The organism is Streptomyces spiralis (genome assembly GCF_014654675.1).
In the GTDB taxonomy this organism is placed as follows: Bacteria; Actinomycetota; Actinomycetes; order Streptomycetales; family Streptomycetaceae; genus Streptomyces; species Streptomyces spiralis.
Window position 1 is genome coordinate 18,410 of sequence record NZ_BNBC01000058.1, and the last position, 22,254, is coordinate 40,663.

General features: G+C 70.7%; 18 protein-coding genes. 6 read left to right on the top strand and 12 right to left on the bottom strand.

Going from position 1 to position 22,254, the window contains the following annotated elements:
* Positions 1-17: 17 nt before the first annotated feature.
* Entirely contained in the window at positions 18-683 is a 666-nt protein-coding gene (locus tag IE318_RS38140) for a beta-L-arabinofuranosidase domain-containing protein (protein ID WP_229904024.1), read from the bottom strand.
* A 579-nt stretch (positions 684-1,262) separates the two neighbouring features.
* On the opposite strand from IE318_RS38140, the gene IE318_RS38145 reads away from it, so the two are divergent.
* The 4 genes from IE318_RS38145 to IE318_RS38160 all read left to right on the top strand — a co-directional run bounded on the left by IE318_RS38145 (position 1,263) and on the right by IE318_RS38160 (position 6,689).
* The gene (locus tag IE318_RS38145; protein WP_189907499.1) at positions 1,263-3,455 is read left to right on the top strand and encodes an MMPL family transporter; all 2,193 of its coding nucleotides are present in this window, start codon (positions 1,263-1,265) and stop codon (positions 3,453-3,455) included.
* Between the two features lie 196 nt (positions 3,456-3,651).
* Complete coding sequence (locus IE318_RS38150) at positions 3,652-4,665, top strand: GlxA family transcriptional regulator (RefSeq protein ID WP_268256776.1); 1,014 nt, start codon at positions 3,652-3,654, stop codon at positions 4,663-4,665.
* A 109-nt stretch (positions 4,666-4,774) separates the two neighbouring features.
* Positions 4,775-5,413, top strand: coding sequence for an HD domain-containing protein (locus tag IE318_RS38155; RefSeq protein WP_189907500.1), 639 nt, complete (start codon positions 4,775-4,777; stop codon positions 5,411-5,413).
* 61 nt (positions 5,414-5,474) lie between these two features.
* The gene (locus tag IE318_RS38160; RefSeq protein ID WP_229904025.1) at positions 5,475-6,689 is read left to right on the top strand and encodes a PP2C family protein-serine/threonine phosphatase; all 1,215 of its coding nucleotides are present in this window, start codon (positions 5,475-5,477) and stop codon (positions 6,687-6,689) included.
* A 53-nt stretch (positions 6,690-6,742) separates the two neighbouring features.
* Here IE318_RS38160 and IE318_RS38165 read toward each other — a convergent pair whose 3' ends face one another.
* On the bottom strand, positions 6,743-7,840 hold the full coding sequence (locus IE318_RS38165; RefSeq protein ID WP_189907501.1) for an ornithine cyclodeaminase family protein: 1,098 nt from the start codon (positions 7,838-7,840) through the stop codon (positions 6,743-6,745).
* A 48-nt stretch (positions 7,841-7,888) separates the two neighbouring features.
* Positions 7,889-8,641, bottom strand: a complete 753-nt coding sequence (gene phtC / locus IE318_RS38170; RefSeq protein ID WP_229904026.1) for a 3,4-dihydroxyphthalate decarboxylase — start codon at positions 8,639-8,641, stop codon at positions 7,889-7,891.
* A gap of 96 nt (positions 8,642-8,737) precedes the next feature.
* Here phtC and IE318_RS38175 point away from each other — a divergent pair, with 96 nt between their 5' ends.
* Together IE318_RS38175 and IE318_RS38180 are read left to right on the top strand one after the other, a co-directional pair.
* Complete coding sequence (locus tag IE318_RS38175) at positions 8,738-9,526, top strand: FadR/GntR family transcriptional regulator (protein WP_189907502.1); 789 nt, start codon at positions 8,738-8,740, stop codon at positions 9,524-9,526.
* Positions 9,527-9,644: 118 nt separating this feature from the next.
* Positions 9,645-10,655, top strand: coding sequence for a cupin domain-containing protein (locus IE318_RS38180; RefSeq protein WP_189907503.1), 1,011 nt, complete (start codon positions 9,645-9,647; stop codon positions 10,653-10,655).
* 84 nt (positions 10,656-10,739) lie between these two features.
* Here IE318_RS38180 and IE318_RS38185 read toward each other — a convergent pair whose 3' ends face one another.
* The 9 genes from IE318_RS38185 to IE318_RS38225 form a co-directional block, all read right to left on the bottom strand.
* The gene (locus tag IE318_RS38185) at positions 10,740-11,627 is read right to left on the bottom strand and encodes an AAA family ATPase (protein ID WP_030178139.1); all 888 of its coding nucleotides are present in this window, start codon (positions 11,625-11,627) and stop codon (positions 10,740-10,742) included.
* Positions 11,628-11,645: 18 nt separating this feature from the next.
* Positions 11,646-12,713: a cupin domain-containing protein gene (locus IE318_RS38190; RefSeq protein WP_189907504.1), complete on the bottom strand. Its 1,068-nt coding sequence runs from the start codon at positions 12,711-12,713 to the stop codon at positions 11,646-11,648.
* A 41-nt stretch (positions 12,714-12,754) separates the two neighbouring features.
* A complete protein-coding gene (locus IE318_RS38195; RefSeq protein WP_189907505.1) occupies positions 12,755-13,984 on the bottom strand; it encodes an MFS transporter in 1,230 nt (409 codons plus the stop codon).
* A 3-nt stretch (positions 13,985-13,987) separates the two neighbouring features.
* Positions 13,988-15,124, bottom strand: coding sequence for an ABC transporter ATP-binding protein (locus tag IE318_RS38200; protein WP_030178144.1), 1,137 nt, complete (start codon positions 15,122-15,124; stop codon positions 13,988-13,990).
* An 18-nt stretch (positions 15,125-15,142) separates the two neighbouring features.
* Positions 15,143-16,948 carry an ABC transporter permease gene (locus IE318_RS38205; RefSeq protein WP_189907506.1) on the bottom strand — a complete coding sequence of 602 codons (1,806 nt, stop codon included), beginning with the start codon at positions 16,946-16,948 and terminating at the stop codon, positions 15,143-15,145.
* A gap of 6 nt (positions 16,949-16,954) precedes the next feature.
* Positions 16,955-18,064 (bottom strand): ABC transporter substrate-binding protein, encoded by a 1,110-nt coding sequence (locus IE318_RS38210; protein ID WP_189907507.1) that lies wholly within the window; start codon positions 18,062-18,064, stop codon positions 16,955-16,957.
* 46 nt (positions 18,065-18,110) lie between these two features.
* Positions 18,111-19,214 carry an ABC transporter substrate-binding protein gene (locus tag IE318_RS38215; protein ID WP_189907508.1) on the bottom strand — a complete coding sequence of 368 codons (1,104 nt, stop codon included), beginning with the start codon at positions 19,212-19,214 and terminating at the stop codon, positions 18,111-18,113.
* Between the two features lie 212 nt (positions 19,215-19,426).
* Positions 19,427-21,022, bottom strand: a complete 1,596-nt coding sequence (locus IE318_RS38220) for an ethanolamine ammonia-lyase reactivating factor EutA (protein ID WP_189907509.1) — start codon at positions 21,020-21,022, stop codon at positions 19,427-19,429.
* 33 nt (positions 21,023-21,055) lie between these two features.
* A complete protein-coding gene (locus IE318_RS38225; RefSeq protein WP_189907510.1) occupies positions 21,056-22,189 on the bottom strand; it encodes a cupin domain-containing protein in 1,134 nt (377 codons plus the stop codon).
* Positions 22,190-22,254: the final 65 nt, after the last annotated feature.

The window sequence follows — 22,254 nt, forward strand, 5'->3', positions numbered from 1 at the left end:
TCGCCGGTCAGGCCGGATCAGGCGGGGAGATGCGCTCGGGCCGCCGCCTCGATCAGCTGTGCACGCTGACGTTCCGTCAGCTCTCCCGCCGCGGTTCTCGGGTCGGCGACCCGGGTGACCGCCCGCACCAGGCCGCCCCGGTCCTGGAACGGGCCCTGGTCCCAGACTTCGTCGAGGAACGTCAGACCATCGGCGCCGGGGCGGTTCTCGATGCCGGTGGCCGTGTCCCCGAACACGATCTCGGGTTCGGCGCGCTTGAAGTACATGTGGTGGCTGTCGGTGGTGTCGATGTGGAAGGGCATGTTGCGTCGCGGGGCGAGGATCTGGCCGTACAGGGCCCGCTCGTAGTACTGCATGTACTTCGGGTCCGCGGTGTGGAAGAACAGGCTCCGGCTCGGCTTGAGCATGTTGTAGACGCAGCAGGTCTCGGCGTTGCTCTTCTGGATGGTCCTGGCGATGACGTTCCGCGCGCCGAAGATCTCGCCCGAGCCGGCCATGCCGCCGTCGACGTACGTGCGGTGCGGTACGACCATGTCCCAGAAGTTCCGGGCCGCGGTGAAGTACTGCTGCTCCCCGGTCTGTTCGTAGATCTCCAGATAGCCCTGGTACTGCGGGATGGGCTGGTTGGCGTGCTCCCCGTCGAGGGTGTCCTCGTTCGCCACCGCGGCCTCGAACGAAGCCACGGCGGTCCGGCAGGCACACAGCGGGCAGAGGGGAGCGGCACGCGGGTGCCCGGCAGGGACAGGGCATGACGTTCCGACAAGTACGTGCGGTGCGGGTGCGGAACGGGAGTCGGCGCAGTCGCGACGGCGCACACTGCGCGCCGGTTCGGGCCCCGCGCGACGCCGACTCCCTCTGACGCTGTTCGATATATCGAGCTCCGTTCGAAGTGCTGACTGAGGTTATGTGGGCCGTTTCGCAGGCGTCAACGGGTGCGGCTCGCCCCGCGCCGGAGCGGGCGCGTGGTGTGTGTACGGATGGTGAAGAGGCCCTGGGGGCTGGTGAGATGCGGTCGCGGGAGCGGCCGTCGGAGTTCGGAGCCCAGGGGGTCGTCCGGTGTGGTGCGATCGCCGTCCGGAACGGGAAAAACCGGTTTCTCGAACGATGCGAGCCTGGTGGAATGATCTTCACGTCGGGTCACTACGATCGGACCGCAAGACAACCGTTCGGCCGGCCCGACCCGTGCGAGCCGGCCGGGGTCGCCGATGCCAGGGTCCGCTCCCCGGGCTGCGGTGATCTTCCTTCCCCGGAGGACCTTCCGCATGTTCCGAAGTATTGGGAACGCTGTCGTCCGACATCCAGTCTGGACGATCGTGGCATGGCTGATCGCGGCAGTGGCGATCGTCGCCACCGCTCCGAGCCTGCCGTCGAACAGCGACGAGAGCAGTTTCCTGCCCAAGAGTTACGAGTCCATCAAGGCCGCGGACCTGCAGCAGAAGGCGTTCCCCAGCGCCTTCACGCCGTCCGCGATCGCGCTGTACCAGCGCACCGACGGCGCCAAGATGACCGCCGCGGACAAGCAGGACATCGCCCGGATCACCACAGAACTGGGCAAGAAGCACATCGACCAGGTGCAGAAGGTCGTCCCCGGCCCGCCGTCCAAGGACGGCAGGTACGGCCTGACGCTGGTGCAGATGGACAGCAAGAACGCCGGTCAGCCCAAACAGGCCGATGCGGCCAAGGTGTTGCGCGACGACATCAAGCAACTGGCCAAGGGCACCCATCTCGAGGTCAAGCTCGGCGGCTCCGCCGCGCAGGCCCTCGACCAGCAGGACTCGTCCAAACGCGGCCAGGCGCTGATCGGCATCGGCACCTTCGCGATCATTCTGGTGACCCTGCTGATCATCTTCCGTGCGCCGATCCTGGCCGTACTGCCGCTGATCCTGATCGGCCTGGTGTCCGCCATCGCCAACGGCCTGATCTCCTACGCCACCAAGCTGTTCGACCTGCAGGCCAACAGTTCGATCTCGTCGATCCTGATCGTCGTGCTCTTCGGCGTGGGCACGGACTACTTCCTCTTCCTGATGTTCCGCTACCGCGAACGGCTGCGCGCCGGCGACGAGCCGAAGCAAGCCATGATCAACGCGGTCGACCGGGTCGGCGAGGCCATCGCCTCCGCCGCCGGGGCGGTCATCATCGCCTTCCTCGCGCTGGTGCTGTCCACGCTCGGCTTCCTCAAGCAGATGGGCCCGGCGCTCGCCATCGCGGTCGGCGCCACCCTGATCGCGGGCCTGACCCTGATCCCGGCCGTGGTCTCGCTGATTGGACCGAAGGTCTTCTGGCCCTCCAAGTCCTGGCAGCGCGAGCCGGACAACGCCCGCTTCGCCGCCCTCGGGCGCGGTGTGCGGCGCCGCCCGGCCCTGACCGCCGTGGCGTCCGGCCTCGTCCTGGTCGTGCTGTCGCTCGGCATGCTCGGCTACAAGGCCACGTTCGACCTGGCCTCCGGCTCGATGCCGAAGACCAAGGAGTCCATGGTCGTCCAGGACGAGATGCAGAAGGCCTACTCGGCGGGTGCCGCCGCACCCACCGACGTCTACCTGTCCAGCACCGACGGCAAGCCGCTGGACAAGGCCGCCTTCGACGCGTACGCGAAGAAGCTCGGCGCCGTGGACGGGGTCGCGGACGCCCGTATGACCCAGGTCGCCAAGGACGGCACCACCGCGGACTTCACCGTCACCCTCAAGTACGAGGCGTCCACGGACAAGGCGATCGAAGCCGTGGGCAAGGTGCGCGACGTCGCGCACTCCGGCGCACCCGACGGCACCGAGGCCCTCGTGGGCGGCATGTCCTCGATCTACAAGGACATCAACGCCGCGGTCAACCACGACTACCGGACGGTCTTCCCCGTCGCCGCCGTCCTGATCATGATCATCCTCGGGCTGCTGCTGCGCAGCGTGGTCGCCCCCTGGTATCTCATGGCCTCGGTGGGTCTGGGCTTCGGCGCCACGCTCGGCGCCACCGTGTGGATCTTCCAGGGCGGACAGGGACACTCGGGCCTGATGTTCATGCTCCCGGTGATCATGTATCTGTTCGTGGTCGCCATCGGCACCGACTACAACATCCTCATGATCGCCCGGCTCCGCGAGGAGGCCCGCGAGGGCCGCGAGCCGCGTGAGGCGGCCGGCCTGGCCCTGCGGCACGCCGGCCCGACCGTGGCCGCGGCCGGCTTCATCCTGGCGGCCACCTTCGCCACGATGATGCTGGCGGGCAACTCGCTGCTCACGGAGATGGGCTTCGCGGTGTCCTTCGGCATCGTGGTCGCCGCCTTCGTGATGGCGATGTTCTTCACCCCGAGTCTCACCGCGCTGATCGGCCATGCGGCGTGGTGGCCGGGGCACGGTGACCGGGCGCACGAACCGGCGCTCGGCGGGGGCGACGGATCCCACGGTTCCGGACCGGTCCCTGGCCAGGACCGGGACGCGGTCGCGTCCGAGCCGTCGGGGCACCGCGAGTAGGGCCTGCCCGACGGAGGCGGATCGAGGCGGCACGGCCGCGGCGGGCGAAGGCGCTGTCCAGCAGCGTCTTCGCCCGTTCCATGTCCCAGACTGGTCTGCGGAGCCGGTTCGCGACCGGTCGCTCGGGACCGGTCGCTCGGGAGCGGTCGCCTGGGTCGGTCGCTTGGGACCGGCCGACGGGACAGGGGAGAGGCCAGTGGCACCGAAGACACACAGCGTGGGCGTTCTCGTCTTCGACGACATGAAGATGCTGGACCTCTCCGGCCCGGCGGAGGTCTTCAGCGAGGCCAACCGGTACGGAGCCGACTACCGGCTGACCGTCGTATCGGTGACCGGCAAACCGGTGCGCACCTCGATCGGTATCCAGGTGCCGGTGGACATGGACGCGGACGCCGCGCCCGCCTTCGACACCCTGCTGATCCCGGGCGGTGACCTGCTGCCCGGCCGTCCCGTCGACCCGGAACTCGTCGCCGTCGCGAAGAGCCTCGCGGAGAAGGCCGGACGGGTCGCGTCGATCTGCACGGGCGCGTTCGTCCTGGCCGCGTCGGGCCTGCTGGAGGGCAGGCGGGCGACGACGCACTGGCAGCACGCGACGTCGCTGGCCCGCGGCTATCCGTCGCTGCACGTGGAGCCCGACGCCATCTACGTCAAGGACGGCACCACCTACACCTCGGCCGGCGTCACCGCCGGCATCGACCTCGCGCTGGCGCTGCTGGAGGAGGACCACGGCCCCGACCTGACCCGGAAGGTCGCCCGCTCGCTGGTGGTGTACATGCAGCGGGCCGGCGGGCAGTCGCAGTTCTCCGCCTCGCTCCAGGGCCCGGCTCCCCGCACCCCCGTGCTGCGGCTGGTCCAGGACATCGTGCAGGCCGATCCGGCCGCCGACCACACCCTGGACTCGCTCGCCGAGCGGGTCCGGGTCAGCCCCCGCCATCTGACCCGCATGTTCCGCGCCGAACTGGACACCACGCCGATGAAGTACGTGGAACTGATCCGCTTCGACCGGGCCAAGGCCCTCCTCGACGCCGGACAGAGTGCCACCGAGGCCGCCGCCCTGTCCGGCTTCCCCAGCTACGAGAGCCTTCGGCGCGCCTTCGCCCGCCACCTGGGCGTGTCACCGACCCGCTACCAGCAGCGCTTCACCACCACGCGCCCCGGTTCCGGCACGGCGACACCCACCGGACACACCCGAGGCACCGGGCACCGGTGAGAGCGCGTGGCCGTTTTCGAGGACTTGTCGGCCATCCGGTAGCGGACGCGGCGGCCGGACCCGGCGCAAGGTGGGAGCACATCGACATCCACCGCCCGAGGAGGCCGCCATGGCAGAGAAGATCGCCGGCGTCGAGATCCCCGACAGCAAACTCGTCCAGGACGCCACCGACCTGATCCGCGACACCACTCCGCCGCTGATCTACCACCACTCCCGGCGGGTCTACCTCTTCGGCAGCCTCCAGGCCCGGGCGCTGGGCGTCCACCCCGACCCGGAACTTCTGTACGTGGCGGCGCTCTTCCACGACACGGGCCTGGTGTCGCCCTACCGCAGCGACGACCAGCGGTTCGAGATGGACGGCGCGGACCAGGCGCGGGCCTTCCTGCTGAGCCATGACGTCCTCGACGGCGACGCCGACACGGTGTGGACGGCCATCGCCCTGCACACCACGCCGGAGGTGCCGTACAAGATGGCCCCGGAGATCGCGGCCACCACCGCGGGCGTCGAGACCGACGTGCTCGGACTGCGCCTGGCGAACATCAGCCGGGCCGAGATCGACGAGGTCACCGCCGCCCATCCCCGGCCGGATTTCAAGCGGCAGATCCTCGAGGCGTTCACGGACGGCTTCGCGCACCGCCCCGACACCACCTTCGGCACGGTGAACGCGGACGTGCTGGACCACTTCGTCCCCGGCTTCCGGCGCGTCGACTTCGTCGACGTGATCCAGAACTCCGCCTGGCCGGAGTAGACGCGACGCGCCGGGACCGACGGCGTCCCGGGCGCGACGAGGAGAGGAGACAGGACAGGACATGGTGAACAGGTTCACTCGGCGGGCGGCGGACGTCGTCGCCCCGGCCGGAGGCACGGGAGAACGTGCACTGCCCGCCGCCGTTCGCCCCGAGGTGGCCGCCGCCCCCGGCTCGGACATCTCCCGGCGGCCGGGACAGTCTCCCGCCGTCTCCGTCCCCGCGGCCCTCGTCGTCCTCGTCCTCGGCGTGATGGCGGCCGGTCTCCTCGTGCCCGCGGACGTCCATCTGGCGACCCTGTTCATCGCCGCGCCGGCCCTGATGGCGGCCTTCTCCACGGCGCTGCCGACGGGGAACGTGGCCGGCCTGTCCCTCGTGGCCGCGATGGTCTGCGACATCCGCGACGGACTGCTCGGTTCGCCCATCCTCGTCGTCCACGCGGCGACGCTGCTGGTGGTCTCTCTGCTCCTCGTCGCCTTCTGCCGGTGCCGGGAGCGCAGTCGCAAGGAGACGAGCCGGCTGCGAGCGATCTCCCGGGCGGCGCAGCGCGTGGTCCTCCGGCCGCTTCCCCGCCGGATCGCGGACCTGAAGGTCGCCGCCCTCTACCGTGCCGCCGACACTCTGGCCGATGTCGGAGGCGACCTGTACGCGGCGGCGAAGACGCCGTACGGTACCCGGTTCCTCATCGGGGACGTCAAGGGCAAGGGCCTCGTGGCTCTGGACGACACGGCGGCCGTGCTCGGCGCCTTCCGCGAGGCGGCGTACCAGCACCCCACCCTGCCGGAGCTGGCGGCAGCCCTCGAAGGGAGCTTCCGCCGTCATGTGGCGGAGGCGGCGGAGACCGACCCGGACGCGGCGGAGCGTTTCATCACGGCACTGCTCCTGGAGTTCGCCGCCGACGGAGGCGTCATGAGATCCGTCAGCTGCGGACATCCGCTGCCGCTGCGCGTGCACGGCAACCGCGTCACCGCGCTGACGAGCCGAAGCCCCGCCCCGCCCCTCGGTCTGGCCGGTGCCGACCGCGAGAACTACCGGCAGGAGGAGTTCCGGTACGCCCCCGGAGACGCGTTCCTGCTCTACACCGACGGCCTCGTCGAGGCGCGTGACTCCTCCGGAGCCTTCTACTCCGTCACCGAACGCGACATTCCCTGGCGCACGGCAGGGGCCGATCCGGAAGCCCTGCTCCAGCAGGTCCACGCCGACCTGCTCCGCCACACGAACGGGCGCCTGCACGACGACGTGGCGCTCGTGGCCGTCCAGTGGGCACCTGCCTGCTGAGGCGATCCGTCCCTGCCGGGGACCCGGCCGTGCCTGGCCGGTGACCCGCCGACTCAGTCGCGGATGTCCTGCAGCAGCCACTCGCGGGGAATCTCGTGGCCCATGCCGCGCTCGCGAGCCCGTTCGTAGACGAGGGCCGCCACGGCGTGGAACTGGGCGCCCTGGATGTTGCCGCGCTCGGAGAACGTCACCTGCTCATCGCTCTCGCGGGCGCGGGCGCGGCCCGCGAGTACCGCGTCGAGGTGCACGACCCGGGCATCGGCCGGCGGGCGGCGGACGCCCCTGTCGTGCCGGTGGCGCCGCCAGACGGCGGCCCCGGGGTCGGCCCGGTAGGTCACGTACTCGTCCTCGGTCTCCCAGCCGGGTGCGGAGGAGGGCACGCTGGCGTTGCCGAGCCTGAGCCACACGTCGAAGCGTTGCCGCGCCCGTGCGTCCGGGCTGCCGCCGATGCAGGTGACATGGGTGCCCGGTCGGAGATGCCGTCCGAGGACGACGTCGCCGACGGCGTCGGTGCAGCCGGCCACGATGTCGGCACCCTGATGGACCTGTTCCGGCTCGTCGACCGTCACCGCGTCCAGGCCGTACCGCTCGCGCATCTCGGCGGCGAAGCGGTCGCGATGAGCCCGGGTGGGGCTGTACACCTGGACGCGTTCCAGCGGGCGTACGGTGCGCAGCGCCTCGACGTGGCTGCGTGCCATGCCGCCGGAACCGAGCAGGCCCAGTACGCGGGCGTCATCGCGTGCGCCGTGGCGTACGCCGATGGCCGAGTCGGCGCCCACCCGCAGGTGCTGCAGCAGCCCGTCGTTGAGCAGCGCGACGGGCTCACCGGTGCGGGCGTCGAGCAGGAGGACCAGCCCGCAGAACAGCCCCGGCCGCACGCAGTGCTTCTCCTGTGTCCGGCGGCCCGGGGGACCGGCCTCGGTGAGCACGTCGGACTTCATCCGGAGGGCGACGTAGCCGGTGCGGGCCGAGCCGCCCTCCATCGTCCCCCACCGGTAGACGCGCTCGTCGTCCAGGGGCAGGGCCAGATCGATACGGGGACGGCACACTCCCGTGCCCGCGGCCAGGTCGTGATAGGCCTCTTCGAGCGCGTGCACCACGTCGGTCATGGTGAGCACGGCGGCCGTGACGTCGTTGCCGAGGACGAGCATGCTTCTCCCTTCGGCGCTGCTCAGGGGCTTGGGTACCGGTGGCGGCGGTCAGGGCCGTACGGGTGTGCCGGGGCCCTCGTGCTCCGCCCGCGCCGCGAGATGCCGCCACATCGCCGAGACGTTGAAGGCGGGCCCGAGGTCCGGCAGTTCGGCGATGTCGTCATCCGGGATCGGGCGCAGGGGTGCGCCGGTGGCGGCGACGGCGAGGGTGGTGCGGGCCAGCGCGTCCACGGCGAGGGCCCGGGTCACGGCCTCCGCCACGGCCTGGCGGGGATCGCCGGTGCCGACGGCGACGAGCCCGTGGCCGCGCAGGACGACGACGGGGCGGTCCCCGAGCGAGGCGACCATCTGCTCGGCGAGGTCCCGGCGGCGGATCAGGGCCGAGCGGGGCCAGACGGGGATGCCGTCGTGTGCGAGCCGGGCCGCGGGGATGTCGTAGGAGCCGACGAGGGGGAGCCAGGGCAGGCCCGCGGCGGAGGCGGCGACCACGGCGGGCGGATGGGCGTGCACCACGGCGGTGACCTCCGGCCGGGCGCGCAGCACCTCGGCGTGGATGGGCAGCTCGCTCGGCGCGGACCACTCCGGGGGTGTCTCGCCCTTGCCGTCGAGGTCGACCTCCTGGACGTCGTCGACCACGGTGAACGCCAGTCCGCGTTCCCCGGGGCCGCGGCCGCGCACCAGGAGGGTTCGCTCACCGGTCCGGGCGCTGACGTGTCCGAGGATGTGCTCCACCAGGCCGGTGACGGCGAGGACGCGGCAGGCGACGGCGACGCGCTCACGCAGTGCTTCGTACGACTCCACCAGGATTCGCCCGTTCTCTATTGGTCTGTTGGTATGACTTTAAGCCATTGTCGAAGAGCTGGTCAACGACCCGCCTGGTCATGGGACAATGCGCTCATGCCATCCCGACCCAGCCATGCCCGGCGAGCCGAGAACGAAGGCGCGGCGCCGGCCAAGCGGACCGCCGCGCCCGAGGGCCTGTTCAAGGCGGTGTCCTCCAGTCGCGTCTCCCAGCTGATCGTCGACCAGATCCGAACGCTGCTGAAGGAAGAGCATCTGCAGCCCGGCGACCGGCTGCCCAGCGAGCGCGATCTGTGTACGCAGTTCGGCGTCAGCCGGGTGACCGTGCGGGAGGCGCTGCGCAGCCTGGAGGCCAGCGGGCTCGTGGAGATCCGCGTCGGCGCCCGGGGTGGTGCGTTCGTGACGGCGCCGTCGTCGCGCCGGGTGGGGGAGGGCCTCGCCGACCTGCTGTCCCTGTCGCCGGTGACCTCGGCCGAGGTCACCGAGGCGCGGCTCGTCTTCGAGCTGGGCATCGTGCCCCTCATCGTCGAGCGCGCCACCGACGAGGATCTCGACGCGCTGCGTGCCCTGTGCGACGAGCACGCGGAGGCGGTCAAGGAGGGACGGTACGACATGGAGATGTCCGCCGACTTCCACGCGCGCGTGGCGGCGTGCACGCACAACGCCGCGATCGAGATGCTCGTCCAGTCCTTCCACGGTCCGATGCTCATGAGCCTGCGCGAGGCGCAGAGCATCGAGCCCCGGATGGGGCAGAAGGGCTCGAAGGAGCACCGTGCGTTCGTCGAGGCACTCGCGGCGCGTGACGCGGAGGCGGCGACGGAGATCATGCGCACGCACCTGAAGCGGACGGCGTCCCGGGTGAAGGGTGAACGCTCCGGCGCGTAGGGGCGAAGTGGGCGGGCCCCGGATCCGGTTGGGTCCGGGGCTCTTTTGTGTCCGACGTTAAGGCATTATGGTTAGACCATCAGGTGATCACAGGGCTACGGCCATCACAGGAGGCACCATGGGCAAGAAGGGGCGCGTCTTCGTCCGCGGCCTGACCTCGGAGACCTACGGCCTGGGCGAGTTCCGCCGCCGGCAGTTGGCGGTCAAGCGGGTGCGTGACGACTCCGTGGTCGTCGACGACGCCAAGGTGGCCCATTCCGGCGACAGCGAGAAGTCCCGGACGTGGTGGCGGGTGGGCCCGGGGGACGAGGACTTCCTCACCCAGACCATCCAGGTCCACTTCGTCGAACTGCCGCCGCAGTCCAGCAACCACGGGCACGGCCACCAGAACGAGGCCGCCTTCTACATCCTCGAGGGCCGCGGCTACGAGATCCACGACGACCAGCGCTACGACTGGGCCAAGGACGACCTCGTCTTCGTCCACACCGACTCCGTGCACCGCCACTTCAACCCCTACGACGAGACCGCCACCGCTCTGGTGGTCAAGGCCAAGAGCACCTGGATGTTCATGGGCCTGTGGCAGCAGGGCCGCAGCGGCCCCGTCGAGCGCGAGGACGAGTTCGGGCCGCGTGAGGACTGGTCGCGCATCTGGACGCCGGGCGTCGGCGACCGCAAGAAGGTCATCAAGCCGGCCGACACCACCTGGGAGAACACTCCGCTCGGCCGGGTCCGGGTGCTCTCCTCGCCCGAGCGCACCGACGCCCGCATCTTCTCCGTCGACGCCTTCGAGCTCGACATCCCCGCCGGCAGCCGCTCCGGCAAGTACTGGAAGATGGCCGACGAGGTGCTCTACGTCCTCGACGGGGGCGGGTACGCCCTGCAGTGGGAGGTCGAGGCGGAGATCGCCGAGAAGTACTACGCGCGCGTCGCGCTGGAGCCGACCCGGCACGAGATCACCAAGGGCGACACGCTGTACGTGCCGCAGAACCACGTGTGCCAGCTCTTCGCCTACGACGGCACGCCCCTGCGGCTGCTGTCCGCGCAGAACCGCGTCTTCAAGCACCTCGGCTACGACACGGTGCACTTCATGGAGGACGCCCCCGAGTACCGGTCGGTGCCCGAGGCCTGACCCGAACGCTCCCCGCCCGACCGGAACGCTTCGGCCCCACACCGTCCCGACGGGTGTGGGGCCGAAGCACGTGGTGCGTCCGCGTCACACGCGGTCCGCGGCAGCCTCCTCGGCCGCGGCGAGCAGGTCGTCCAGACTCAGGCGGGCCGGCTCCCGCGCCGTGTCCAGGCGCAGGGCGAGCGCCCCGTGCACGGTCTTGCGGATCCGCCGCCCGTCCAGACCGGTCAGCAGCTTTCCCACCCGCTGGTGCACCGCCGGATCCTCCGCCAGATGCGACAGCTCGGGCCACTGCGCCGCCAGGGAGCGCAGCGAGTCGGCGACGATCCGCGGCACCACCGACTCGTCGGGCAGTTCCGTGCGCACCACCAGGTCCGCGCGGGAGAGGAACGCCTCGTCGACGGCCTCGGCGAAGTTCGTCGTGACCACCAGCAACGTGCCCGGACGCTCGGCCCGCAGCGCGTCGAGACCGCTGAGCACGGCGTCCGTCGCCCGGTGCACGTCGACCGGGTTGGTGTCGAAGGAGGCCGCGTGGCGGCGCACCGCCAGCGCCTCGACCTCGTCGACAAGGACCAGCGTGTGGGGACGGCGCGCGGCCAGTTCCGGCAGCGTCTCGCGGAACAGCCGGGAGACCGCGCGCTGGCTCTCGCCCAGCATCTCGCTGGGAAAGGCGTGCGGATCGACCTCGACCAGTGTGGTCGCGCCGTGCGGGGCCAGGGTGCGCGCGGCGGCCTGGGCGAGGCCCTGCGCCAGGGTGGTCTTGCCGGTGCCGGGTGGACCGGCCAGCACCACCAGACCGTGCGGGGCCACGGGCGAGCCCGCGAGCCGCCGCCCGTGCCGGAGCACGAGGACGGCGGTCGCGAGCAGCCGCTCCTTGACCCGTGGATCGACGATGACCGAGTCCCACGGCCCGTCGTGGTGGTCGGCGGGCAGGGCGTGGATCCCCGCGACACCGTGCGGAGTTGCGGTGCTCACCGTCGGAGGTCCTTTCGCTCAGGGCCAGGTGGGGCGGGTCAGCGCGGGCCACTGGATCGTCGACGGGTCACCGGCCTGCGCGTCGCGGATGTGGTCCGGCGGCTCCTCGAACAGCACCAGCGGATCGCACAGGGCCCGCATCGTCTCCAGCAGGCTGTCGAACATGTGGATGCGGACCACCTTCGCGGTGCGCTCCGGGTCGGTGTTGATGTGCTGGTGCCACAGGAAGTGGTCGACGACGATGATGTCGCCCTTCTTCCAAGGATGGCGCTCGCCGCCCTCCGGCTCGGTGCCCAGGTAGCTCTCGCCGCTGCCTTCCACGACGTACAGCCATGCCTCGCCCGGGTGCCGGTGCATCGACTGGGCGCGGCCGGGGCCGATCTCGAACATGGCCATCGTGATGCCCGAGGCCTGGTAGCCGATGGCACGGTCCAGCAGGAAGGTGGTGCGGGTGCCGCGCGGGGTGTTGCGCAGCTCCAGCTCGTCCCAGCTCGTGTGCAGCCGGCCCGAGCGGCGGGCTTCCTGGTCGCGGGCGAGACGGCGCAACCGGGTCGCGTACGGGTCGGCGCCGTCGCGGCCCGGCGAGAACGGCGGGCGCGGCGGCAGCTCGTCGACGGGCGTGTGGCCCGCGTCCTCCAGGACGGCCATGCCCATGGTCTCCAGCAGCGGTGCACTGGAGAAGGTGAGGTAACGCGTGGGTGTGTCACCGTCGTTGCCGCTGCGGTGCCAGGCCCAGGCCGGCAGATGCAGTGAGTCGCCGGGGCCCCAGTCGATCCGCTTGCCGTCGATCTCGGTCCAGCCCCAGCCGGCCACCACGAAGACCATCGCGTCCCAGGAATGCCGGTGCAGTGTGGTCGTCGTGCCCGGGTCCAGCTCGTGCGCCAGGGCGTCCATCGTCCGGGTCGGCCGGTCGCCGTCGGCGCCGACGTAGACGCCGACGCGGCTGCCCCGCTCGGTCGGGTGCATCACGACGTCCTCGAGGGGCACGACGGTGCGGTGGTTCTTGCGCCACTCCTCGATGAAGGCGGCGCGTCGTCGTTTCTGGACGTGGTAGTGGGTGACTCCGGTCGTGGTGTGCGTACTCAACGTGTCTCCCAACAGGAGGTGGTGAAAGGGGAGTCGGACGATCAGGAGACCCCGGCCGTGGCGGTCTCCACGCGGTACTCGCGCACCGTGCGGCTGCGGGTGGCACTCGCGCCCGAGACGAGGGCCGGCACCAGCCCGCCGAAGGTCAGCGCGGCGACCGGACCGAGCGCGCCGGCGGCCACGCCCATCAGCGAGTCACCGAGGGCGGGGCCGCCTCGGGAGCACATCTGGTAGATGGCCGAGACACGGCCGCGCAGCTCGTCCGGCGTCTCCACCTGGACGGCGGCGTGGCGCACGGTGGTGGCGACCGCGTCCGCCGCGCCCAGTGCCAGGGCCGCGGCTCCGGCGATCCAGAAGGTGCGCGACTGGGCCAGGGCGACGACGGCCAGTCCGTACGCGGCCGTTCCCCACAGCACGATGCGTCCGGCGCGGGCGGTGCGCACCAGCCGGAAGACCCACACCGACCCGATCAGCGCCCCGGCCGAGGGGGCAGCGGACAGCAGGCCGTAGCCGGTGGCGCCCACGTGCAGGACGTCCGAGGCGAAGGCGGGCAGCAGCACCCGGTACGCGCCGAACACCGTGGCCGTCAGGTCCAGGCCCATGAGCTGCCAGACCACGGGCCGTTCGGCCACGTACCCCACACCGTCCCGGAGGCTGTCCCACAGTGAGGGCCGCGCGCCGTCGACGCGCAGGGGTGGCACGCGCAGGACGGCCAGCACGACGACCAGGGCGCCGTAGGTGACGGCGTCGAAGACGTAGACGGCCCCCGGCCCGCCGACGGCGATCAGCCCGCCGGCCAGCGCCGGGCCCAGCAGGACGGCAAGCTCGCGCGAGGGGTTGAGCAGGGCGAAGGCTTCGACGAGTCGCTCCTTCGGCACCATCGCCGGGATGAGCGCCTGCCGGGCCGGCTGGTCGAAGGTCGCCGCCGCCGTCGCCAGCAGCGAGGAGACGACGACCGCCCAGACCGTGGCGCCGCCCGCCAGGGTGAGCGCGGCGATCCCCGCCGACACCAGCAGCGCCACCCCCTGCGTGACCTGGAGCAGCCGGCGGCGGTCCAGCCGGTCGGCGTAGATGCCGCCGGCCGGGGACAGCACCAGCAGGGCCACCGCCTGCGCCAGGCCCACCAGTCCGACCTGCGCGGTGGAACCGGTCAGCTGGTAGACCTGGTACAGGTTGGCGGCGACGGCGCCCCGGGTCCCGATCTGGGACAGGACGACGCCGCCCCAGTAGAGGTCGAAGTCGCGGTTGCGCAGTACCTCCGGTATCGCCATGGGTCAGTCGACCGGGACGAGGGTCACCTTGTCGGGGGCGACCGAGAAGTGCACCTCGGTGCCCGGCGGTATGGACAGGGTGGGGTTGGAGCGGTTGCGTATCTCCAGCTCCCCGACGCCCACGATGTGGTCGACGACGTCGCCCATGAAGGCGCGGGTGAGGACCGTGCCCGACCACTCGTTCGCCACGTTGCCGCGCCGCTCGCGGGACAGGTCGACGCACTCGGGCCGGATCGAGACCAGTACCGGGTCCCCGACGGCCGGGATGCGCTCCACCCCGTGGGCGACCATGCGGCCGTGCGCGGTGTCCACGCTCACCTCGCCCGCCCCGGCCGAGACGACCTTGCCCTCCATGAAGTTGGAGGTGCCGATGAACTCGGCCACGAACCGGGTGGCGGGCTTGGTGTAGATCTCGCGGGGCTTGCCTATCTGCTCGATGCGGCCCTGGTTCATCACCGCGATGCGGTTGGACATCACCAGCGCCTCGGACTGGTCGTGCGTCACATAGATCGCGGTGAGGTTCAGCTCCCGCTGCAGCCGCTTGAGCTCGAACCGCATCGACTCGCGCAGCTTGGCGTCCAGGTTGGACAGCGGCTCGTCCAGCAGCATCAGCTCGGGCCGGGTCACCAGCGCACGGGCCAGGGCCAGGCGCTGCTGCTGGCCGCCGGAGAGCTTGGTGGCGGGCCGGCCGGCGTAGGCGGCGAGCTCGGTGACCTCCAGGGCCTGCCCGACGAGGTCCTCGATCTCCTTGCGGGCGGGCCGCTTGGCACGGGGCATCACCTCCAGCGGGAACGACACGTTCTTGAACACCGACATGTGCGGCCAGATGGCGTACGACTGGAAGACCATGCCGAGGCCGCGCTGGTTGGCATGTATGTTGATCTTCTGCGCCGCGTCGAACAACACGCGGCCGCCGAGCGTGACCCGGCCCTCGGTGGGGCGCTCCAGACCGGCCACCGAGCGCAGCGTGGTGGTCTTCCCGCAGCCGGACGGGCCGAGCAGGGTGAACAGTTCGCCGTCGTGCACTTCGAAGTCGACCCCGCCCACGGCGTACACGCGCGCGCCCTGACCGGACCGGCGCTTCGAGGCGCGCGCGGAGGTGTCGTCGTAGCTCTTCTTGAGGGATTCGACCGTCAACATCGCTGATGGTCCCTTCGATCAGTTCGCGGAGTCGCTCTGCAGCCCGAAGCGGGCACCCAGGCGGTAGGCAATGGAGACGAGGACGACGAGCAGGACGACCATGCAGACGCCGAGCGCGGCGAGGGTGGTGAACTGGCCGTTCTCGAACTGCTCCCAGATCAGCACCGACAGGACCTCCTTGCCGGGGCTGTAGAGCAGGATGGTGCTGGACAGCTCGCGGAAGGACACGACGAGGATGTAGACCCAGCCGGCCAGGATGCCGCCGCTCATCAGCGGCAGCAGCACCCGGCGGAAGGTCTGGAACCACGAGGCGCCGGAGACCGCCGCCGACTCCTCCAGCTCCGGAGACATCTGCGCCATCGCGGCGGAGGAGTAGCGCATGCCGTACGGCAGGTAGCGGGTGCAGTACGAGATCAGCAGGATGAACAGGGTGCCGTAGATCGGCAGCGACATCCGCAGGTAGACGAACGCCAGCGCCAGACCGAGGACCAGGCCGGGGATGACGATCGGGGTGAACGCGAGCAGGTCGAGCAGGCGCCGGCCGGGGGCCTTGGTGCGCAGCACGACCCAGGCGACGATCGCGGTGAGGATCATCACCGCCGTCGCCGCGCCCACCCCGACGATCAGGGAGTTCTTCAGGGCGGTGAACGCCAGCGGCATGTCGAGGACGGCGCGGTAGTTGTCCAGTGTCATCTGGCTCAGGGTCTTGCTGCTCGGGGCCGCGTAGTACTTCAGCAGGGAGGCGTAGACGAGCACGGCGACCGGCAGGACCACGGTGAGCAGGAAGTAGAGGATGATCCCGGCGCCGACGAGCGGGCGGGCACGGCCGAGTTCGACCGGGCGGGGCCGGAACGCCTTGCCGGTCACGGTCTGGAAGTTGCGGGAGGAGCGCTGCAGCCAGCTCGAGAGCAGCACGCCGAGCACCGCGATGAGAAGCAGGCCGATCGCGTAGGCGCCGGCCGCGCCGTAGTCGACGGGGTAGGCCCGCAGCACGAAGTAGATGCGGCTGGTGAAGACATAGATGCCGTTCTGCAGGCCGAGCAGGCCTGGCACCTCGAAGCTCTCCAGGGACTGCACGAACATCAGCAGCGCCGCGGAGATCATGGCCGGCCGCAGCAGGGGGATGGTCACGCGCCGCAGGACGGTGAGCCGGTTCGCCCCGGACATGGCGGCGGACTCCTCCAGGGAGGGGTCCATGGCGCGGAAGGCGGCCACCATCAGCAGGAACGCGACCGGGGCCAGGTGCAGCCCCTGCACCCAGATCATCCCCCAGACGCTGTAGATGTTGACCGGCGAGGTGCCGAACAGCGGCTTGAAGACCAGGGAGTTGATCAGTCCGCTCTGCGGGTCCCCGAGGAAGATCCAGGACGTGGCGTAGAGGATGCCGGGGACGATCAGCGGTACCAGTGACGCGGCGAAGAACAGGCCCTTGAACGGGGTGTCGGTGCGGACCTGCACATACGCCAGGGCCGTGCCGAGGACCAGCGCGAGTGCGGCGGAGCCCAGCGCGAACCACAGCGAGTTGAGCATCATCTCGCCGGACTGCGAGTTGCCGCCGTAGGCCCGCGAGAAGGCGCCGAAGGAGACGCCCCGGCCGTCGGCGCTGAGGAAGGTGTCGTGGACGAGGTAGCCGAGCGGCACGATCGCCAGATAACCGACGACGACGACGGCGCCGCCGACGAGCAGGCCCTGGAGGGACAGCGGGCGGCGCAGCAGCCGCAGGAGCCGGCCTGCCCGGCCGTCGGCCCCGGGCCCGGGTGCGGATCCCGGACCGGCGTCGGGGCCGTTGTCGTGCGCGGTCGTGGAGGTGGGTGCGAGGGTCATCGCGGGTCACTTCCCCGAGCCCGTGACGCCGCGCAGCAGCGCGTCGTACTTCTTGTCCCAGTTGCCGCCGTCGTTGCTCAGGCCCTTGACGTCGAAGGGGACGAGCGTCAGGCCGCGCAGGCTGTTGTCGCCGGGGACCTTCGTCGACGGGGTGAGGCCGAGCTTGACCAGCTCCTTCTGGCCGTCGGTCAGCAGCCAGTCGTAGAACAGCCAGGCCGTCGCGGGGTGCTTGGCGTTCTTGAGCATGCCGACGCCGTTGGGCCGGGCGAAGGCGGGGATCTTGGACACCCCGCTCTTGGGCAGGTGGGTCACGGGAGCGCCCTTCTCGGCGGCCCGGTCGGTGATGTACGTGTAGTTCATCGCCTCGATGGGCGACTGGCCCGCGGAGAGGAACTGCATCATCGTCGTGTGGCCCTTGGCCACCTTGGCGTTGGCGGCGATGGCCTTCCACAGGGCGTCCACCTGGGCCTGCGACTTGCCGTGGCCCAGCCAGTACTTGGTGACGTTCTCGAACCAGTCGCTGTCGCTGACCTCGAGGGTGAGCTTGCCCTTGTACTTGGGCTGGGCCAGGTCCTCCCAGCTGTGCGGCTCGTCGCCGGGCTTGATCAGGTCGGTGTTCCAGGCGGGCTGGAAGACGTTGAGCCGGCTGGCCGTCCAGTGGTCGAACTTGCCGGCCGGCTCCACCTTGTCGAGCGCGGAGCCGTCGAAGTCCGCCAGCAGACCGTTGCCGGACAGCGCCGTCATTTCCAGGAAGTTGGTCTCCACCGCGTCGGCGCCCGGCTTGCCGGCCTGCGACTCCTGCATGGCCCGCTGAAGGACGGTCTCGGAGTTGCCGCGGAAGACGCTGACGTGGATGCCGTACTTCTTCTCGAAGGCCTGCGCGACGGGCGTGGCGATGTCCGCGGTCATCGAGGTGTACAGGGAGAGTGTCTTTCCCTCCTTGGCGGCCAGCTCCTGGGCCTTGGCGACCTGCTGGTCCTTGGGCAGCGCGGCGATCTGAGCGTAGGTGCCGTCCGCCTTGGCGGGCGCTGCCGTCGTGACGGCGCCGCCGCACCCGGTGGTGACGGCCGCGACCAGCACTCCGGTCACGGCTAGGGCGGTGTTACGGGTCCTCATGCGGTGCTCTCCTGGGGAGGGGCGAAGGGGCGGTACGGGAGTGCGGTCAGCCGGCCGCGGGGACGCCGCGCAGCAGCGCGTCGTAGGCGGTGTTCCACTTCTTGGTGTCGGTTTCGGCGGTCTTCGAGAGGCTGTAGGTGGTGGTGCCGGGCGGGATCGGGTCCCGGTATCCGGGAACGCTCTTGGCCGCCGGGATGCGCAGGGACTCGGCGATGATCCTCTGTCCGTCGCCGAGGACCCAGTCGACCCACAGCAGGGCGGCGGCCGCGTGACGCGGGCGGGCCATGAGCGCCACGCCGTTGGGCCGCAGGATCACCGGTTCGACGGCGGGCCGCCAGGCCACCGGCGCCCCCTTCCTGGCCGCCTTGTCGACGGTGTGGCTGTAGACCGACAGCGCCACGGCGAACTGGCCGGCGCTGAGCTGCTCGCCCTGCACGGTGTGGCCCTTGGTCACCTTCACATTGGCGGCGATCTTCTTGAAGAGGGCGTCCGCGGCCGCCGGGCTCATGTGCTGCTGCTCGGTCAGGTAGGTGTGCATCGAGGCGTACCAGTCCCAGTCGCCGACCTCGACGGACAGCTTGCCCTTCCACTTCGGGTCGGCGAAGTCGGCGAACTCCTTCGGCTTCTGGCCCTCCTTGACGAGGTTGGTGTTCCAGCCGACGACGAAGGCGTTGAAGCGCTCCGCCGTCCAGCCGCCGAGGTTCTTCGCCGCGTCCTTCAGCCCTGCCGTGGCGGGGCCGTCGTAGGCGTGGAGCAGGTGCTGGGAGTCCAGGGCGCGCAGTTCGAGGTCGTTGGTGTCCATGACGTCGTTCTGCGGCTTGTTCGCCTGGTTCTCCTGGAGCGCCCGCTGCAGCACCGTTTCGGAGTTGGCGCGGAAGGCATGGACCTTGATGCCGGGGTAGGCCTTCTGGAAGCCGTCGACGAGATCCTGGATGTCGGTGTTGGAGGTGTACAGGTCGAGCACGCCGCCCTCGCTCTTGGCGTCGGCGAGCAGCTTGCTCGTGCGCTCCTGGCCGGTGAGCGACTCGTAGGCGGCGTAGGGGTTCTTGGCGGGGGCGGAGTCCGCGGCGCCCGTCGTCGGGGAGGCGCCGCAGCCGGTGAGGATGAGCCCGGCGGCCAGCAGGCCGGCGGGGAGAGCACCTTGACGCATCGCACACTCCTTGGACGAGGCGAACGGCTCGTGGGACGGACGGAGAGGGCACAGAGTGTGGGGGAGGGTGCGGTCGCGGCGACGGCCGACGGGGGGGGCGTCGGCCGGTCGGCGACGGGTTGCGGCTCGGGTCCGTCCGGGATCTGTTTCCTGCATGAAACAGGAGCTGAGGTATGATGGTCTAACCATAGGACGGGAGCTTTACTTCATCGTTATGACGCGGGGCCGCCCGCACCCACCGTCTCCTGCTCGAAGACCAGGGACTTGATCGTGACCGGCACCGTGTGGGACGGAAAGCGCAGCCGCCCGAGGTCGACGTAGTCGAAGTCGCGCAGACTCAGCCCGTCGACCACCATGAGGTCGGCGGTGACGTCCAGTTCCTCGCGCAGCAGTCTGCCGAGGGTCAGGGCGACGTCTCCGTCGAGCACGACGTACAGCGGTCGTCCGGCGGCGGTCCGCTCGGCGAGGGCGTCCCGGACGCCGCGCGCGAACGGCAGCAGCCTCTCGTGACTGGGCGGCCCGCTCCACGACAGTGCGAGCGCGACGTCCGCGCCCGTCTGCGCGACGTCGAGCGCGACCAGGTGCCGGCGGATCGCGGCGGCCACCGCCTCGGCGTCGACCCTCTCGCCCAGCCGGTAATGGGGCCTGATCACCTGGAGGTTGCGGCGCGGCAGCAGGGCGTCCGGGTCGGAGACATAGCCGGTGTTACCGCTCAGCTGGACGCTGTACTCGGAGGCGCCCAGCGCCGTCGCCCGGATGCACTCGCCCGGCGGCAGCAGCGGATACGGCAGGGCGCCGGCCTTCAGGCGCCGGGCGAGCGCGTGGCCCAGCCGGCGGCCGAGGTCGCCGAAGTCCGTCCGCTCCCGGCCGTAGACGTACTCCGCCACTCCGCCGGAGAACATCACCGCGTCGACGCCACCGCCGCCCGGCAGCGGCTCGGTGAGGTACAGCCCGCGGATGCCGGGCGGCAGCGGATCGGCGGTGACGGCGGCCACGAGAGCGTCCGCCATCGACTCCGCCACGCGGTCCAGCTCGTCGGGCCGGACGGTGTCACCCACCTTCCAGGTGAGCCCGGCGCGGGCCGCGTGCGCCGCGCCCGCCGGGTCGAGCCGGACGATGTGCCCGGCTTCGTCGACCACCTGGAGCCGGCCGCCGACGTGGACGGCCGCCGTCGCCGTGACACGCCCCGCGTCGACCACGGCCAGCTTGGTGGTCCCGCCGCCGATGTCGATGTTCAGGATGCGCCGGCCGGTGTCGTAGGAGACCTTGGCCGCGCCCGACCCGTAGGCCGCGAGCATGGCCTCCATGTGATGGCCGGCGCTCGCGGTGACCAGCTCGCCCCCGCGCTCTGCGAGCACGCGCGCGATCGCCTGCGCGTTGCGACGGCGCAGCGCCTCTCCGGTCAGGATCACCACCCCGGTGTCCACGTGCGCCGGGTCGACGGCCGCCGCCCGGTAGGCCGCGTCGATGATCGACCCGAGGGCGCCGGCGTCGATGTGCTCGTCGTCGGCGTAGGGGGTGAGCTCCACGGGGGAGCGGTGCAGCGTCTCGCGCCGCACCACCAGATAGCGGCTGGTCAGGTCCTCGCCGATGCGCCTCAGGTGCAGGCGGGAGAAGAGGACCTGGGTGCCCGAGGAGCCGATGTCGATGCCGACGCTGTGCAGGGTGACGTTGTCCTGCTGCCAGATGGGATTGTCCTCCAGCGCACCGTATGCCTCGTCGTCGTGCACATGGTCGTGGTCGGGGAGGTACGCCGAGTGGACCGTGCGCACCCCGTCGTCATGGTTGTGTTCTTCGGTGTGCCGCACGGATTCCGCTCCTTGTGGACGTCGGACGATTCCTCAGACGGTGACGGACTGCTCCGGCTTCGGCGGGAGCGTGGCGAGCTCCGCCTCGTAGACGGCGTCCATCCGCGGCTCCATGCCGTGCTTGGCGAGTGCCTCGCGGAACGTCTCGCGCACGTACGGCGACTCGTCGGCGTAGTCGATCTGGTCGCCGCCGATGCGCCGGCTGATCCAGGCCTTCGGCACGCCCTGGGCGTTGCGCACGGAGACCACCTCGTGCTTGAAGGCGAGATAGCGGCCCGGTTCGGTGCCGGTGTTGAAGTGCTGGTGGAACCACATGTTGGGCGGCACGATCAGTGTGCCCGGGCCCCACTCGTAGCGCCGGGGCTCCTCGCCCTCGGGCCACATCAGGCTGTAGCCCTCGCCGGAGAGAATGATGACGTGGGCGCCCGGGCCGTGCCGGTGCCCCTTCTTGTAGGTGGCCGTCGGGAACTGCGAGATGTGGCTGTTCATGGAGCCCTTGGCCATCGCGAAGCGGATGTGTCCGCCGCCGGCGCCCCGCTCCTTGGCGTCGATCAGCGGCAGGTTGACCGCGTCGGCCACGAAGTTGGTGTCGAGCAGCAGCCCCTTCTGCTCGCCCCGAGGGGAGAAGTAGTCGGGCTCGCCGTTGAAGCGGTCCGGGAAGTCGTGCGGGGTGTTGAAGACGAAGTCGGCATCGCCGTAGAGGTTGATGACGGGAGGCATGTTCGTCGAGGAGACGAAGCGTGCCGCCTTGCGTCCTGAGCCGTTGAAGTGCTGGTGATGCGCGTTGAGGGGAATGGCGAACATCGAGCCGGTCTGCCACTCGAAGGTGACCTCGGCACCGGCGTCGTTCCAGACCTTCGTCGAGCCCTGGCCGTCGAGGACGAGGATCATCTCCTCGAACAGCTGGCGCTGCGGCGCGAGCTTCCCGCCGGCGGGGATCTCGCAGACGTAGCAGTCGTTGGAGGTACGGGTCGCCTCGTGGTTGATGAACACACCCCGCCCGCCGCGTCGCTCCCACGGCTTCAGCTCGACCGTGCGCAGGTCGGGAATGTAGTGGGCGGCGATGATGTCCAACCCTTCGGCGGCCACCCAGCGCGTGTAGGGGGATTCCTTCTCAGTGGCGAACTTCGCGGCCAGCGAGTCGTTGACGATCGCGTCCTTGGCCATGCGGCGGCCCTTCCTGATCGGTTCGTGCAGCGCGGCACGCGCTGCCAGGGCGTGGGGATCGGGGG